The sequence below is a fragment of the Longimonas halophila genome (assembly GCF_002554705.1).
In the GTDB taxonomy this organism is placed as follows: Bacteria; Bacteroidota; Rhodothermia; order Rhodothermales; family Salinibacteraceae; genus Longimonas; species Longimonas halophila.
In genome coordinates this window covers 181,273-197,777 of record NZ_PDEP01000003.1, presented here as the reverse complement: position 1 = coordinate 197,777, position 16,505 = coordinate 181,273, and the positions used below count along the sequence as shown (strand labels likewise).

The following is a 16,505-nucleotide window of genomic DNA, read 5'->3' as shown; positions in this document are numbered from 1 at the left end:
GTTTACCCAGTGGCTCGCATGCATATTTTTCATCTTGGTTGGTGGAGCAACCAGCTACATCTGTGGGGCGAAACGTCGGAACCGAAATATCAGATTGGTGATGCGGGGCCCAACCACCTGTCCCGAGCCTGCCAGCCTGATGTGCTAATGGATCTGCTCAACGAGCGGGGGCTGTCGGTAGACGAGACGCCCGAGACGCTCGTTGCGTGGCTGCCTACCGTACGCGATGCCGCTGTGCCATCATCGCCGGTACTGGAGACGGGCGACGACTCCCCCAGCCATGCGGAGGCGGTCTCCCTCGCCCCATGGCGCGTGCCGACGCTTCCGCTTAACCGGGCGGCGGTTGTCGACCTGTGTGCGGGCGATCCTGAACGTCGCATGTTTGCGCCCGGCCAATTGTTTGGGAGCGACCTGGTCTACTGGGCTCACGTCGTCCGCTTTGCAGGGGCCCTGGTGGCCCGCGAACAGTTCCTGCCCGGCATGCAAGAACGGGACGGCACTTACCACGCCCGCTGGGAGCCTGTTGTACGGGGCGAGGAGGCGGAACGGGTAGCGGCGCTCGCTAACGCGATGCCGCCCGCCTGCCGCGCGCTCTCTACATCGGACACGAAGGCGCCGGAAACGTCCCCTCGGACGGCACTTATGGGTGTGCTTGGCGACCTCGTTGACTGCATCGTTCGCATGGGAGAGAACGGGCGGGCGGCTGCATCCCATCGTGCCCCGGCTTCCTTCGACAGCCTGCACGACCAGTGGCTCCACGCCCTGCGTACGCCCGACGGACGGATGAAGGGCAATACAAATGAACTGACGCACCTGGCTGGTCAGTTACGGGCGTGGCGGCGACGCATTGAGGTAACGGCTGGTGCTCCCTTTCGCCTCACGTTTCGTCTCGAAGAACCAAATGGAACGGGAACAGATGACATAACGCAGGATGCCGACTCCTGGCACGTTCGCTACCTGCTGCAATCCACAGCCGACCCCAGCCTACAGATTGACGTGGAAACGGCCTGGGATCCGGATGCGTCGGCGCGGCGCGTCCTTGAGCGTGTCAACTTCCACCCCGAACCATACCTGCTTGCGGCTCTGGGGCAGGCCATGGGCGTGTGGCCCGCCATCGAAGACAGTCTCAAGCAACCTAACCCGGCGGGGCTGGAGCTGGACACAGCGCAGGCGCATGCCTTTCTGCGTGAGTATGCCCCGCTGCTGCGGCAGGCCGGCTTTGGGGTGCAACTCCCCGCGTGGTGGAAGCGAGGACGGACGAAGGAGCGCCTTTCTGCAAAGGCCAACGCAGCCGCTCCGGACATGAAAGCGAAGGCCGGACTCTCCCTCAAGACCATCGTTCAGTTCGACTGGGAGGTGGCCCTCGGCGATCATGTGCTCTCGCGCGAGGAGCTTGACGAACTGGCCGAAATGAAAACGCCCCTGGTGAACCTGCGAGGCGAGTGGGTCGAGGTGGATCTCGATGCCATCCGGGCGATGGTCGATCGTATCGACCAGAAAGACGCCGACCGCTTTACGGTTCGCGACGTGATGCAGATGGCCCTCGGCGCCGAGGAAGGCCCCGCCGGGCTGCCTGTCGAGGCCATCTCGACAAGCGGACAACTGGGCGATCTGTTGGACCGGCTCAATCGGGGCGACACCGTCGAGCCGCTTCCCGAGCCCGACGGCTTTGAGGGTACGCTGCGTCCCTACCAGCAGCGCGGCTACGCCTGGCTCGCCTTCCTAAAGCGGTGGGGACTGGGAGCGTGCCTCGCCGACGACATGGGCCTCGGCAAAACTGTGCAAGCCCTCGCTCTCCTACAACGCACCTACAACGGGTCCCCCGAAAGCAACGCTCCTGAAAACGGCTCCGCAAACGCATCCCTCCTGCCAAGCCTTATCGTGTGTCCCACCTCGGTGGTCACCAACTGGAAGAAGGAAGCCAACCGGTTTACGCCCGACCTGTCTGTGCTCGTCCACCACGGCGGTGACCGCGCGTCGGACGAAGAGGCTTTCACCGAGCAGATGGCCAATCGCACGCTGGTGGTCACCAACTACGCGCTTCTCCGCCGCGACGTGGAGCTGTTTCGGGCTATTTCGTGGGACACCGTGGTCCTCGATGAGGCGCAGTACGTCAAAAATCCCAGCGCCCAACGCACGCAGGCCGCCCGGTCGCTTACCGCCCAGCATTGCATTGCCATGACGGGCACGCCGGTGGAGAACAATGTGGGCGACCTGTGGTCGATCATGGAGATTTTGAATCCAGGGCTGCTGGGCAGCCAGGCTTCCTTCAAAAAGAAGTTCTTCCGGCCCATTCAGAACGAGCGCGACGAAGAGGCCATGCGCCGCCTGAAGCGCATCACCGGTCCGTTCATCCTGCGTCGCGAGAAGACCGACCCCACGGTGATCGACGACCTGCCAGAAAAGCAAGAAATGACCGTCTACACCACGCTCACCGAGGAGCAGGCCTCGCTCTACCGGGCGGTAGTGAAGAAAACGACGGCGGCACTGGAGGGCGAACAGTCGGAACTGGACATGGAGCGGCGCGGTCTTGTGCTCTCGACACTCATGCAACTGAAGCAGATCTGCAACCATCCGGCCCAGTATCTGCACGACGATTCGCAGATCGCGGACCGGTCGGGCAAGCTGTTGCGGCTGGTAGAGATGCTGGAGGAAGTGCTTGCGGCCAACGAACGGGCGCTCATCTTTACGCAGTTCACCGAAATGGGCACTATGTTGAAGCGACATCTGCAAGAAACCTTCGGGCGTGAGGCGCTCTTTCTGCACGGCGGAGTCAAGCAGGAGAAGCGCGACCAGATGGTCGAGCGCTTTCAGGAGGCCGACGACGCGCCACCGTTTTTTCTGCTCTCGCTCAAAGCAGGCGGCACCGGGCTCAACCTCACGCGGGCCAACCACGTCTTTCACTATGACCGCTGGTGGAACCCCGCTGTAGAGAACCAGGCCACCGACCGCGCCTTCCGGATTGGGCAGACACGACGCGTGCAGGTGCACAAATTCGTCTGTGCGGGCACGCTGGAGGAGCGGATCGCCGAGATGATCGAACGCAAAAAAAGCCTCGCCGATCAGGTCGTCGATGCAGGCGAAGGCTGGGTCACGGAGCTCTCGACCGACGAGCTGAAAGACCTCTTTCGGCTGCGCGAGGAGGCCATGTGATTCGTGCTTCTCACACATCACAGTCGCTATACGCAGAGATACACAGTCACAGATAAACGAAGCCCATGAACTGGTACCAACACTACGAACGTACGGAGCCGCGCACGGTGAAGGGTGGAATCAAAGCCAAGTCGAAGCGGGGCGCGTTTGGCACGACTTGGTGGGGCGAGCGCTGGGAGGAAACCCTGCACGGCTTTGGCATCGACAGCCGCCTGCAACGGGCGAAACGATATGCGCGAAAAGGCCAGGTGCTCGCTATCGAAGTGGAGGCGGGACAGGTGACCTCAGAGGTGCAGGGATCGCGCTCCGACCCGTATGAGGTCACCATCCGCCTGCGTCCCTACGACGAGACCGAGTGGGGCGAGATCGTTGAGGCGTTTCGGCGCCAGCCGTACTTTGCCGCCGCGCTGCTGGCGGGAGACATGCCGTCTGGCGTGGAGGCCATCGTCGAGCGTGCCGGTCTTACACTGTTTCCTGAGCGCGAGGCCGACCTAAAAACAAACTGCTCCTGCCCGGATTGGTCGAATCCCTGCAAGCACATTGCGGCGGTGTATCTCCTGCTTGCCGAGGAGTTTGATCGCGATCCGTTCTTGCTCTTCCGTCTGCGAGGGATGCGACAGGGCGCGCTCATGGATCGCATTGGCAGCAGCGATACCTCCACCGATCCCGAAGCCGCATCTCCCAATGACTCGACGCCCGCCCCCGCACCGCTGCAGACCGATGGATTTTGGGACGCTCCTGACCTGCCGAGCACCATGTACGGATCCGTCGAAACGCCCTCCACCCACGCAGCCCTACCCAAGCAGTTGGGCAAGTTTCCGTTCTGGCGATCCGACGTGGATCTTCTCAACACACTCGAACCCGTGTACGAGGCGGCCTCGGAGGCAGGCATGAAGGCATTCGAGGCGGAAGCGGCACCGGCGGAGTCGCCCTGATGCACCACGCAAAGAGCAAGCGGATGAACGAGCAAAAGGAGAGCATGCAGCAGGATGCTGAGTTGTGAGCAACGGTCATGATTTTTTACGACCGATGCAGCCTTTCATGGCTGCCAACGTATCCGTCGCGATACGTCACGACGTAGGTTCGGACTCTGAGGGGACCGCCCATTGATCGATGAGACGGTGCAGGTGTGCGACCGCGTGCTCAAGGTGGCTCCGATCCTCGGAAAGGGCACTGAGCAGGAGCGCCCCCTCTATAGTGGAGATAAATACGGTTGCTCCCTCGGCGGGCTGCACATCGTCAGCGATCGTGCCCCGGGCGACCCCGTCGGCAACCGTCGTGCGGACGAGTTCATGGAGCGCGGCCATCGCTTCCTGCACGGCGGAACGGAGGGCGCCATCCTGACCGCGCGTCTCGACGGCGGTGTTGAGGATGGGACAGCCGCCTGCAAACGTCCAACCCTCGTCATAGACCTGTGCAAATGCGGTCGCGATGGATCGCAGGCCCATACGAACGTCGTCGTGAGCATCGATGGTCTGCTCCAGCCCGTCGATTAGCTTCTCGGCGGCAAATTGGAAGCTTTCCACAGCCAGCTCATCTTTGCTTCCGAAGTGATTGTAAATGCCCCCACGCTTAATGCCAGTGACCTCGGTGATGTCGCTCATCGAAGCGCGCGCGTATCCCCGCCGATTGAACAGCGCTGCCGATTGTCGAATGATGTCAGCGCGCGTGCGCTCTCCTTTGGTAGCAGCCATGAGCGTGTGATGTGTTAGGGTAACTTTGATAACGGCGATTTGACACACAAAACGATCAGTCGGTTTATTGGTCCAATTTCTTGCAATTCCGACCGATCGGTATTTTATTGGTGTGTACATGATTTTCTCTCCGCACTCGCCCCCACAGCCCCATGTCATTCTACTGTCCTCTATGCACCCTTGCAACTGTCGGATTGGTGATTGTGGTCGGCGCGGCCTCGCTGGCTACAGCCTCTATTGCAGACTACTCGCTTCATGAGTTGGATATGACGTACGACGAGCTTGAACGAGAACTCTTCAACGCACAGCAACGAAACGGATTCTGATACCAGGTCTGCTCATTCCGCCGGGGCTTGTCCGCCTCATAGACGCTTTATCCGACCCAAACAACGCTCCATCCGATGAATCTCTGGTTTCGCTTGCTCCGGCTCCTCGTCATACACCGCTGGCCCGGTGGGCCGGAGCCGTGTCCTGTGCTCGGCCCTTGCCGGACCCACTTTCGCGTGGGGCCGACCGATCTCGATCTCTTCGGCCACGTGAACAACGGGAAGTACTTTTCGCTGCTCGACCTCGGGCGTATCGACCTTCTCGCGCGGTCGGGACTGCTGACGGAGTTGCGCCAGCGGGGCTGGTATCCAGTCGTTACAGCTGAAACGATGCAGTTTTACCGGCCGCTCCGATGGCTACAGCCCTTCGTGATCGAGACGAAGATTTTGGGCTGGGACAAGCGCTCGTTCATCGTGCGGCAAACAGTTCTCCGCCCTATCGAAGAAGGCGACGAGCAGGTCATCACGGATGCAATCGTGCGTGGAATGATTCTCAAACCGTCGGGCCGTGCCGAATCTGCCGAAGTGTTACGCCTTGTTGGACATACCGACGATCCTCCGCCTCTTCCGGCGTGGGTCGCCGAGTGGGTCGACGCCCAGGACGCGACGAAGCCGCACCGGCGCACGCGCTCCGCCTAACCCAAACAATTTCTCTTTTCATCCTGTTGGGGCATCGTTCCTTGCCTGATTTTACTCTTCTCATCGTACCGTTTTTTATGGCTGCATCCGATGCCCTCCGCGCTCTCCTCACCACACAACTCGACGCTACCGTGGCTCGCCGGTCGCACACGGAGATTCTCCGGGAGATTCCCGCCTCCGCCCGGGGCGTGTTGCCCGATGGGCTGCCTGAGGCGTATTCGCTCTGGCAGATTCTGGAGCACATGCGACGTTCACAGGCCGACTACCTCCAGTACTGCACGGATCCCGACTATACCTTTTCGACGTGGCCAGACGATTACTGGCCCGACACGCTCGGACCGCCCAGCGACGCGGCTTGGACCGAGAGCCTTGACCGGTTTCAAGCTGACCTGCAGGACGTACAGACGCTCGTGAACGATTCATCTATCGACATTGCAGGCGAGATTCCGCACGCCAGCGGGGTAGGCTACCACAGCACCCGGTACGCTGAAGAGATCGCAAGCATTGCGGATCACAATGCCTATCACCTCGGCCAGGTGGTTACGGTGCGCCGTCTACTTGGCATTTGGCCCCCTTCCAATCTTGAAGAAGCGGACTGGTCCGCACCGGAATGAGCCTATGTTACTGCTGTGTCAGAGATGACTCATGAGGTAAAGCATGGCCTCTCATTTTAGAGTCATCCCGGCCAAGGCACCCTGGCGCTGCAGAGCCGGGATCGTTTGTGGTATTGCATGACAATCATCCGCTTTCGCAATGAATCGCTCTCAACTCCCTCGCACTGCCTTCGCGTCCCCCGACATCCGTAAGCAAGCGCTGGATGCCTGGGCCGATGATGCGCTCGACCGGATGCTTACTCACCTGTCGAGTGCAGCCGCGCGATCTCCGCTCCCCGACCGCGACGACAATTTCGGGGTTGAGGAAGCGCCCATCGTACCCGAGCAATCGGTGCCCGAAAGCGCACTGCTCGATGAGGCTGAGGCGCTAATCCAGGGTGCGATGAACCCGGCGCATCCCGGCTTTATGGGACACATGGATCCGATGCCTGCCACGGCATCTGTGCTGGGCGACCTACTGGCTGCTGCAGCGAACAACAACATGCTCAGCCAGGAGATGGCCCCTACCTTCACCCGGCTGGAGCGGCAGGTGACCGGTGCACTGGCCCGGCGGTTTGGACTTGGGTCGGAGGGCGGCGGCGTGATGACGAGTGGCGGCTCCCTGGCGAATCTGCACGCCCTGGCGGTGGCCCGAAACACGGCGTTCGACGACGCCCGTCGCGCCGGTGTGGGCAATTGCTCTCCCGTTCTCTTTGCGTCGGAAGCCGCGCACACCTCCATTCAGAAGGCGGCGATGCTGCTCGGGCTGGGGACGGACGCGGTCGTTCCAATCCCGACAGATGCACAGCGACGGATGGATCCCGCTGCGCTTCGAACGCGCATTCAGGCGGCCGACCACGAAGGGAAGGAGCCGTTCTGCGTGGTTGCTACAGCAGGGACCACCACAACCGGCAGCATCGATCCGCTTGATTTCATTGCGGATGTCGCGGATGAGCATGGGCTCTGGCTGCATGTGGATGCGGCTTATGGCGGCGCCCTCACGTTTTCTGACACACACCGCGAGCGTCTGCTCGGCATTGAACGGGCCGACTCGATCACATTCAACCCGCAGAAGTGGGCGTATGTGGCTAAGACGTGCGCGATGGCGCTCTTCCGCGACCTACCAGCCATGACGAATGTATTCCACGTTGAAGCGCCCTACATGCGCGAGGGCACCGGTGTACAGAACCTCGGCGAGATGAGCGTGCAGGGCACCCGCCACGCCGATGTGCTCAAGCTCTGGTTGACCCTGCGCCATCTTGGTCGCGAGGGACTGGAGCAGCTTATCGACGAGAGCTACCGCTTGACTGAGTACTTCGTGGAGTGCGTTGAAGAACGTCCGGAGTTGGAGCTGGCCGCCGAGCCTGAAATGAATCTCGTCTGCTTCCGGGGTGTGCCGGATGCACTCGGATGCGAGGCTCGCGATCAGTGGAACGCCGACTTACAGCAGTATCTCTTACGCGAGGCCAACGTGTTTCTCTCGCTTCCGCGTCTCAACGGGCGCAACTGGCTCCGAGCTGTCCTCCTCAATCCATTTACGGAGCCCGAGCATGTGGACCGGCTGTTCGAGCACGTGGATCACTTTCTCGCGCAGTCGCAACGTGAGGCAGCATGAACAACCACTCGCAACAAATCCAATCGGCAATGAGCACACCACACGAGTCCACAGACCATGACGCCCGGCCCGTTCTCACCATTGCGGGCATCGATCCGAGCGGCGGGGCCGGACTGGCAGCCGACCTCAAAACGTTCGCCGCGCACGGCACATACGGCATGAGCGTTCTCACCGTGGCCACCGACTGCACGACCGAGGGCGTGACCGATGTGCACGCACTCCCCCCGGCGTTCGTCCGCCGTCAGCTCGAACGCGTGGTGGATGACATCCCGCCCGCTGCCGTAAAGACGGGCATGCTCTTCAACATGGCGATCATTGAAACCGTGGCGGAGGCTGCGGCGGACCTCGATCTGATGCCGCTCGTCATCGACCCGGTGATGACGACGCGGCGTGGCGAGCCGTTGCTCTCCGAGGATGCCGAGGCGGCGCTTCGCACACTCATCGGGCACGCCACGGTGACCACTCCGAGTCTGCCGGAAGCCGAGCGACTGGTGGACATCGCCATCCAATCTCGGGCGGATACGGAGGCCGCTGCCCGCGCCATACACGATCGCCTGCATCCGGCACATGTCGTCATTACGGGCGGACATGCCTCGGACGAGACAGCCGCCGACTGCTGGTACAATGGCGATACGATCCATTGGTTGGAAGCTGAGCGGCAGCCATACGCGGTGCATGGCGGCGGCGACGCGTTCTCGGCGGCGCTCACGGCGGGACTGGCACAGAACCTAAAGGTTGATGCAGCACTCCAACGTGCCAAACGATTTGTCACACGGGCCATTCGCCAGGCGCCGCCGCGCGGGGCCGGTCATCGACCGCTGGCCCTCAATGGCCGCACCCACGCTCTCGCATCCCCCAATGAGAGCCTGTTTTGATTTTTTACTTTGGGCTGCGAGCGGCTTCAATGGGCTGCAAATTGTCCCCGATATCGGCCCGTAGCCCCGGCTACGAGCCTCCATCGCGGTCCAATTTTCGCCGCATTGCTGCTCGCTCTCGCCTGCAAACCAAAACCCAAACAGACTCTGAATGACACCCGCAATGCCTGACACTGCCGACGTACTCATCCTGCAACACGTAGCTCCGGAGCCGCCGGGCCGCATCCGACACGCGCTTGAGGCCCACGGCTGCTCGCATCACACCGTACGCATATTTCGCGATGAACCGGTGCCAAAGACCCTCAACGCCGATGGGCTCGTCGTGATGGGCGGACCCATGGGCGTGGGCGACATCGACAAGCGTCCGCATCTGAAGCAGAAAATCGCGCTCATCGAACAGGCGCTGGAAGCGGAGATCCCTGTGCTCGGGATCTGCCTGGGCAGTCAGTTGCTGGCGCACGCCCTTGGGGCGGAGGTGCACCCCGGATCCCACAAAGAAATTGGCTGGCATGAAATCACCCTTACCGACGCAGCGGCAACGGACCCGCTCTTTCAGGATGTAGCGCCGTCGTTCACGGCTTTCCATTGGCATGGTGACGTGTTCGATGTGCCCGAAGGAGCCGTATCGCTGGCTCGTAGCGCACAGACGGGACATCAGGCATTCCGCTATGGCGAGCACGCGTACGGCTTGCTCTTTCATCTGGAAGTGACGCCGTCTCTTGTCGAGGGCATGACGCGCGCCTTCGCCGATGAGCTTACCGCCACGGGCCTGGACGGCGCCGCGATTCGAGATGCGGCCTCCGCCCATGTCGATACGCTTGCCGAAATCGCCGATACGGTTTTTGGGAAATGGGCACAGCGTATTTAATGACATAACATTTTCGTTTCATTTCCGACTGGGTGTTGCATGGGAGCGCGGTGTCTATCGGGTGCATGTTCAGGCGAGCCAACGGTACAATGTCGCCTGACCTGTGCTACGACACCTGTTTCCCTTCACAAATGACACAGCGATCCATGCTACCCCAACGCACACTTAGTTCGCGACTTCTGTCGCTGGTTCTCGTTGTTGTGCTATCGCTCGGACTCGTGGCCTGCGACGATGACGATGGCCCGGGGCCGCCTCCTGAGCCGCCCGAAGACCCGGCAACCATTGCTGAAATTGTTAGCGATAGCGACGACTTTGCCACCTTGCTGACGGCGTTGCAAGACGCCGGCCTCGCTGAAACGTTCGCCGATGAAGAGGCTACATTCACGGTCTTTGCCCCGAACGAAGCTGCCTTCAGCCCCATTGCTGTTGATGTGCTGCTTGACCAAGAGGAAGCGCTTACCGAGGTACTGGGCTACCACGTGATTCCGGATACGGAAATCGCCGCTTCAGACCTCGAAGAAGGCGAGAACACGGTGGAAACGCTCTCGGGCGATGAACTCACCGTGGTGGTCAACGACGACGGCGTGTTCATTGAAGGCTCCGAGGTCGTCGAAACCGACATCGAAGCCGAGAATGGTATTATTCACGTGATTGACCGTACGCTGCTCGGCAATCAAAACCTGGCCAACACCGCCTGGTTCGTGGGCGAGACCGGCAACCTGTACAACGCGGTTGTCGATGCCGGGCTGGCTGAGGCGTTCACGAACGCCGAGGGCTGGACGGTTTTCGGTCCGAATAACGCCACGTTCGAAAATGCCGACCTGAGCGGGTTCTCGGATGAGGAGATCCAGGAGATTCTGCAATACCACGTGTTTGCGGAAGACGTCGTCGATTCAGGCAGCCTGCTTTCCCTGCTCGACGAGAACGACGGCACGGTTACCATCGAGACGCTGCAAGGCGAGGGTCTGACGGTTGCGCAAGACGGCGACCAGATCGTGTTCAACGACGGTCAGGCCACGCTCGACACGGCCAATCTCGATTACACCGCCTCCAACGGCATTCTGCATGTAATTGACGGCCTGCTGCTTCCGCCGAGCTTGCAAGAAGCAACAACGATCGCCGATGTCGTTGCCGATAGCGATGACTTTTCGACCCTGCTTGCTGCGCTGCAAGAAGCCAATCTTGTCGATGCGCTCGCGGATGAAGAGGCTACGTTTACCGTCTTCGCACCCAACAATGACGGCTTCGCGCCGATCAATACCGATGTGCTGCTCGGGCAGCCGGATGCGCTCGAAGCGGTGCTCGGCTATCACGTAATTCCCGATGCCGAAATTGCGGCGGCGGATCTGAACGAAGGTGAGAACACCGTCACTACGCTTGCCGGTGAAGAACTCACTGTAGTAGTCAACGACGACGGCGTGTTCATCGAAGGGGCCGAAGTCATTCAGACCGACATCGAAGCCGACAACGGCATCATCCACGTGCTCGACCGCACGCTGCTCGGCAATCAGAACCTGGCCAGCACCGCCTGGTTCGTAAGCGAAACCAATGAGCTCTACAACGCGGTCGTTGACTTCGGCCTGGCGGATGCGTTTGTGAATGCGAACAACTGGACGGTCTTTGGGCCGAATAACGCCACGTTCGAGGAAACCGACCTGAGTGGATTCTCGGAAGAAGAAGTTCAAGAAGTCCTTCAGTACCACGTGTTCGCCGATGACGCGGTGGATTCGGGCAGCTTGCTGGCCTTGCTCGACGACAACAATGGCGAGGTTACCATCGAGACGCTGCAAGGCGAAGACCTGACGATCACGCAAGACGGCGATCAGATTGTCTTCAACGACGGTGATGATGGCCCACAGGCGACCCTCGACACGGCGAACCTCGACTACACAGGCAGCAACGGCATCCTGCATGTGATCGACGGACTGCTGCTTCCGCCCAGCTTCCAGTAGGAAGCGTAGCAGCGTTGTTCCATCTTGCAGATGACGCATCTGCTTGTGTTGTGCGAAAGCTGCAAATTGGAACGTCACCGCACGGATCCCTGCGCATCAGACACGTGCACCTGGTGGGCAGGGCGGTGAGGTTTATTGCGTCCCCACTCCGCTGTTAAGTAATGCTCACTCTTGTCGATGGCAGCCTCCCCTTCGGAAGCTCCGGCTAAGCCTTCCGGCAACAACGATGTACCCGATATCGACACGCTAAAGCACCGCGTTAGCACGTCGGACCGGGCTGCGTTTGAAAAGCTGTTCCGGCAGCTCTCGCCGCGCATCTTTCGGTTCGTGCGCGGTATGCTTCCGTCAGATGCGGCGGCCTACGACATCACCCAAGACACGTTTGCAAAGCTGTGGGACATCCGCACGACCCTTGATGAGGTCGACGCGGTGATTCCATACGTCTTCCAGATGGCGCGTCATCGCGTATACAACCGAAAGCGCGACGAGCGCACACGGCGCGACAACGAAGCACTGCTTGCCGATGCTATCCACCCGAAGTCGTCAACCTCCCCCGAATCTGAACTGGATGCTAAACAGCTCCGTGCCCTGTTCGACGAGTGGATTGACGAGCTTCCTTCGCGCCAGCGCGAGGCGCTCACGCTGCAACGTATGCAGAACATGAGCCATGCAGCGATTGCCGAGGTGATGGACATCGCGCCGAGCACGGTGAACAACCACATTGTGCGAGCGCTTGAACACTTGCGTAACCGGCTCCGCGAACAGCGTCCCGATTTGCTCTCCTGACCGTTTCCCCCGACGATTCGACGCGCCTGGATGTAGCACGCAACCCACGACCTTTTTCACAGCACACGGCCTTACCGCTTGTCCAATGGATACGGACGCTCCGCCTCCCCGGAATGACGACAACGGTCTTCCAGAGGATATTACCGGTCTCGAACATGCCGATGGAACGCGTGAGGAGTATGCGGCGCTCTGGCAGAGGCTTCGTCAATCCGACAACGCCACCGACGCTGCCTTCTCGCCCGATGATGCGTGGAGCGACTTAAGCGAACGCATCGACCCAGCGCCTGCGTCTGACCGGCGTGCGTCCGATCGGTCGGCCAGGCAGCGCGCCGCCGACGCTGCCCCGCGCCGAATGCGCCGCTGGCGTGCCGTGGCGAGCGTGGCAGTGCTCATTGCGTTTGCCGTAGGCATTGGGCTGTGGGCGGCTCGCCCCGTAGCTGTGGAAACCGCCCGTGGCGAGCAGCGCACCGTCACGCTGCCCGACGGGTCGGTGGCCGAATTGAACGGAGCCACTACGATTACCTACCCGCGCGGATTTACCTCGCTCCCGTGGATTGGACACGAAGCCCGGCAGGTAACCTTGCAGGGCGAAGCCTTCTTTGCGGTAGAGCCTGCGGCGCGCTCCTTTCAGGTAGACACAGATAATGCGCGCATCGGCGTGTACGGCACCGCCTTCAATGTGCGCATGCGCGACCCAGGGGAGCGCCTGGTCACCGAGGTGACGCTGGCATCTGGGCAGGTGCAGGTGCATGGCCTCCCCGAAAGCAGCAGCGTCCATCTCGACGAAGCCGGATTGCAGAGCCGCGTTATCGGACGCCGCCCGCCGACGCCGCCCGAGCCGGTTGAGGTAGACCAGGTTGCAGCATGGCGCCAAGGCGGGTTTTCCGTGCGCAATGCGCCGCTGCCCGATGTACTCCGCGATCTCGAAGCCCAGTTCGGCGTTCCTATCCGTCTCGGCGTACCGGCTGCGCGTACGGACTCAATGACCCTGCACTACCGCCGCGTAGAGCGTCTTGAAGCGGTCCTACGCGATATCGCGCTCGTGCAAGACATGCAGTACCGCAAGCTGGGCGACGGCTACGAACTCATTCCGCTGGACGACTCCGCCTCCGAATCCCCATGACTGCTCCATTGGCTGTACCGCATCGGTGTGTTCTGGGGGGATGCAGAGCAGCAGCGCACTGCCCTCGTCTGTTCCTGGTACTTACGGTCGTTGCCGCACTGTGGGCCGGCTTGGGCGCTCTCTGCGCATCTGCCCAAACGGAGCCCGACACAACCGACGCCACCGATCGCTACACAACCGTTCTGCGCAACGTACCACTCGACGAGGCCCTTCAGCGCTTTGTCGAAATCACCGAGGCCGATCTTGGCTACGCCAATGCGCTCGTTGAAGACCGCTACACGTACTGCCGCATCCGCGATGCCACCACCGAGCAGCTACTCCAGTGCATCCTTGAGTCCGCCGATGTCGACTACGTGCGTACCTCCGACGGGTCGTACGTACTGGTCGCTGCTTTTCAGGCACCCGATGCCGAAGGTCGGCTAACCGGAACGGTCGTGGATGCGGAAACCGGCATGCCGCTTCCCGATGCCAACGTGCTGCTGGCAGATGCGTCTGCCGGGCGCGCTACGAACGAGGCCGGACGCTTCCACTTTAGTCCCATCCTGGCAGGTGAGCATCAGGTTGTGGTTACGTATGTGGGGTACGAGTCCGAGGTGAAGCGCGTGTGGGTGCCGCAAGACGGACAGGAGCGTGTGCGCATTGCGCTGAACCCTGCTCCACTAACGGCGCCGCCGCTGGTGATTAACGGATTGGAGCGTCGTCTTCCCTCGTTTCGTCTGGGTACGAATACGACCGACCGCGAAGCATTGGAGCGCGTCGAAGGCCCCGGCACCCCCGATGTGGCCCACGCGGTGCGCCGGCAGCCGGGCGTTGCGCTGGGGCATCCGCGGGCCGATCTGCATGTGCAAGGTGGAGATATCGGCGAGCACGCCACCTTGCTCGATGGCGTACCGATACGCGAACCCGTCACATTAGGGGGGCTGGTGTCCGCCTTTAGCCCGGATGCGCTGCGCCGTGTGCAGGTACACAAAGCCGGATTTGGCGCTCAGCATGGCAGCTACACCGCGGGGGTAATCGCCGCCGAGCACGATCTGGCACGTCCCCGCACGAACTACGCACAGGTAAGTGCCGACCCCGTTAGTATAAACGCACGGGCTGAGGCCAGTTGGTCTGCCGGGGATACGGCTTCAGGCCGCGTGATGGGAGCCGTACGCACCAGTGTGTGGGACATATACCGTTCTCCTGCACTGCACCACCGGCTGGCTACGTGGACGCGTCCTGATCCAACCCTGACGATGCAGTGGGACCCTGCATCTGTGGAAAATACAACGGGGCTTGCACAACGGTCTTCGGCCGACGCGCAGTTCTCTGATATCCACCTGGCTGCCCAGCAAGAACTGACCCCGTTCCATCAGATCTACGCATCGGTCTACCGGGGCCATACGCGCATGCAAACCGATGTGAACAACACAGGGGCATCTCTCGATGCGGCCACGCCTTTGGCCTCTGCCAACCAAACACGGCTTCTTGCGACGCATGGCCGCACGGGGTGGACGAACACCATGGCTCAGATTCGCCATGACTGGAGCGTGACCGATCGGGTGGCGAGCCGGGTTCGTGTTCATACATCGCACCACGAATCCCATTCGCTGTTTGAAATGCGCGACTCGCTCATCCAACAGACCGACATGCCGCCTCAGCCCAACACCCCCACACGGGTGCGGCTTGATGCAGCAGATCATGCGCTTGAAGAGAATGAATTGAATGAGTGGGGCGGTAAAGCTTCTGTCGATGTGAGCCTTTCGCCCCGGTACCGCCTCAACGCCTCGGTGGCGCCTCGTTACATGCAAAGCACGGTGCACATACGCAACCGATTTCTGGGTGCGTTTGAGCATCACACACGCGCCTGGCACCTGGAGGGACACGCAGAGGGGGAAGCAAGTCTTGGGCTCGGCACCACGTTAACAGCAGGAACGCGGCTCACGTATCTGTCGAATCGACAGATGGTATATGCTGAACCACGAGTGGCGCTGCGCTACGACCGGTCGACGACCCCGCTCGGCGATGTAGCGCTGCGCGTAGCAGGAGGGCTCTACCGGCAGTACGTCACCCAAGCCGAGATCAGCAACGATGGCCCCATGGCGGTGGTACCCTCGGTGCGGTTCTGGCTCCCTATTGGAGCATCAGTGGCCCCGCCACGGGCCTACCACGCTACCGCCGACGCGCTCGTTATGCCTACCGATGCCTGGTCCTTCCGCCTGGAAACCTACTACAAAGCACAGCCCCGCACGCTGGAGGTGGACTACGCCCGCTTGGTGCACGCTATGCCTCTTTCGGATATGCAGGCGGTTGCTACAACGCAGACGAATCGCCAGGATCGTATGCTGGCGGCGGGGCGTGCACGAGCCTACGGCGCATCCCTGCGGGTGCAGCGTAACGGGACACGGGTGGATGCAGAGGTCGTAGCCGAGATGGGCCGGTCCCGACGTCAGTACCCGGGACGGTTCAATGATCGGTTGGTCCCTGCTTCGTGGGAGCAGCCCGTTCGCCTCGATGCAGACCTCGGAGTCGCACTTGGCAGGGGCATGGAAGCGCGCGTGAGCGGACAGGGCGTCTGGGGCCGCTCATGGGCACTGCGCCGGGCCTACTACGACTATATTGCAAATATCGAGGGCAGTGATACCTTCGAGGGGTTCGACTTAAACCGCCCCGGCGATCAGCAGCTTGCCCCCATGCTGCGTCTCGATCTTGCGCTACGCGGCACGTGGACGCTCCGGGGCATGGGCCTGCGTATGCAGATTGGTCTTGTGAACGCTCTTGATCGTAAAAACCCATTCGACTGGAGTTTGGATACCAGCGGAGCCGTGCCCGAGCCCGCGCCCCGTAATCTGCCCGGACGCCGCGCCTTCGTGCTGGTGGGCATCCGGTATTGAATAGACCC

13 protein-coding genes are annotated in these 16,505 nt (G+C 61.4%); 12 read left to right on the top strand and 1 reads right to left on the bottom strand.

The window, feature by feature from the left end:
• Positions 1-18 precede the first annotated feature (18 nt).
• Positions 19-3,153: a DEAD/DEAH box helicase gene (locus CRI93_RS04735; RefSeq protein ID WP_217992501.1), complete on the top strand. Its 3,135-nt coding sequence runs from the start codon at positions 19-21 to the stop codon at positions 3,151-3,153.
• 65 nt (positions 3,154-3,218) lie between these two features.
• On the top strand, positions 3,219-4,088 hold the full coding sequence (locus tag CRI93_RS04730) for an SWIM zinc finger family protein (RefSeq protein ID WP_098061462.1): 870 nt from the start codon (positions 3,219-3,221) through the stop codon (positions 4,086-4,088).
• 135 nt (positions 4,089-4,223) lie between these two features.
• Here the strand turns inward: CRI93_RS04730 and CRI93_RS04725 are convergent, their stop codons facing one another.
• A complete protein-coding gene (locus CRI93_RS04725) occupies positions 4,224-4,847 on the bottom strand; it encodes a TetR/AcrR family transcriptional regulator (RefSeq protein WP_176521701.1) in 624 nt (207 codons plus the stop codon).
• 152 nt (positions 4,848-4,999) lie between these two features.
• Here CRI93_RS04725 and CRI93_RS15330 point away from each other — a divergent pair, with 152 nt between their 5' ends.
• The 10 genes from CRI93_RS15330 (at position 5,000) to CRI93_RS04680 (ending at position 16,497) form a co-directional block, all read left to right on the top strand.
• Positions 5,000-5,173, top strand: coding sequence for a hypothetical protein (locus CRI93_RS15330; RefSeq protein ID WP_176521700.1), 174 nt, complete (start codon positions 5,000-5,002; stop codon positions 5,171-5,173).
• 75 nt (positions 5,174-5,248) lie between these two features.
• A complete protein-coding gene (locus CRI93_RS04720; RefSeq protein ID WP_098061460.1) occupies positions 5,249-5,812 on the top strand; it encodes an acyl-CoA thioesterase in 564 nt (187 codons plus the stop codon).
• Positions 5,813-5,889: 77 nt separating this feature from the next.
• Positions 5,890-6,426, top strand: coding sequence for a DinB family protein (locus tag CRI93_RS04715; RefSeq protein ID WP_098061459.1), 537 nt, complete (start codon positions 5,890-5,892; stop codon positions 6,424-6,426).
• A 139-nt stretch (positions 6,427-6,565) separates the two neighbouring features.
• Positions 6,566-8,020: a pyridoxal phosphate-dependent decarboxylase family protein gene (locus CRI93_RS04710; RefSeq protein WP_098061458.1), complete on the top strand. Its 1,455-nt coding sequence runs from the start codon at positions 6,566-6,568 to the stop codon at positions 8,018-8,020.
• Positions 8,021-8,049: 29 nt separating this feature from the next.
• Entirely contained in the window at positions 8,050-8,895 is an 846-nt protein-coding gene (gene thiD, locus CRI93_RS04705) for a bifunctional hydroxymethylpyrimidine kinase/phosphomethylpyrimidine kinase (protein ID WP_176521699.1), read from the top strand.
• 163 nt (positions 8,896-9,058) lie between these two features.
• Positions 9,059-9,763 (top strand): type 1 glutamine amidotransferase, encoded by a 705-nt coding sequence (locus CRI93_RS04700; RefSeq protein WP_176521698.1) that lies wholly within the window; start codon positions 9,059-9,061, stop codon positions 9,761-9,763.
• A 146-nt stretch (positions 9,764-9,909) separates the two neighbouring features.
• Positions 9,910-11,715: a fasciclin domain-containing protein gene (locus CRI93_RS04695; protein ID WP_176521697.1), complete on the top strand. Its 1,806-nt coding sequence runs from the start codon at positions 9,910-9,912 to the stop codon at positions 11,713-11,715.
• Positions 11,716-11,892: 177 nt separating this feature from the next.
• A complete protein-coding gene (locus CRI93_RS04690; protein ID WP_098061454.1) occupies positions 11,893-12,501 on the top strand; it encodes an RNA polymerase sigma factor in 609 nt (202 codons plus the stop codon).
• A gap of 85 nt (positions 12,502-12,586) precedes the next feature.
• Positions 12,587-13,624 (top strand): FecR family protein, encoded by a 1,038-nt coding sequence (locus tag CRI93_RS04685; protein ID WP_098061453.1) that lies wholly within the window; start codon positions 12,587-12,589, stop codon positions 13,622-13,624.
• A 110-nt stretch (positions 13,625-13,734) separates the two neighbouring features.
• On the top strand, positions 13,735-16,497 hold the full coding sequence (locus tag CRI93_RS04680; protein ID WP_176521696.1) for a TonB-dependent receptor: 2,763 nt from the start codon (positions 13,735-13,737) through the stop codon (positions 16,495-16,497).
• Positions 16,498-16,505 lie beyond the last annotated feature (8 nt).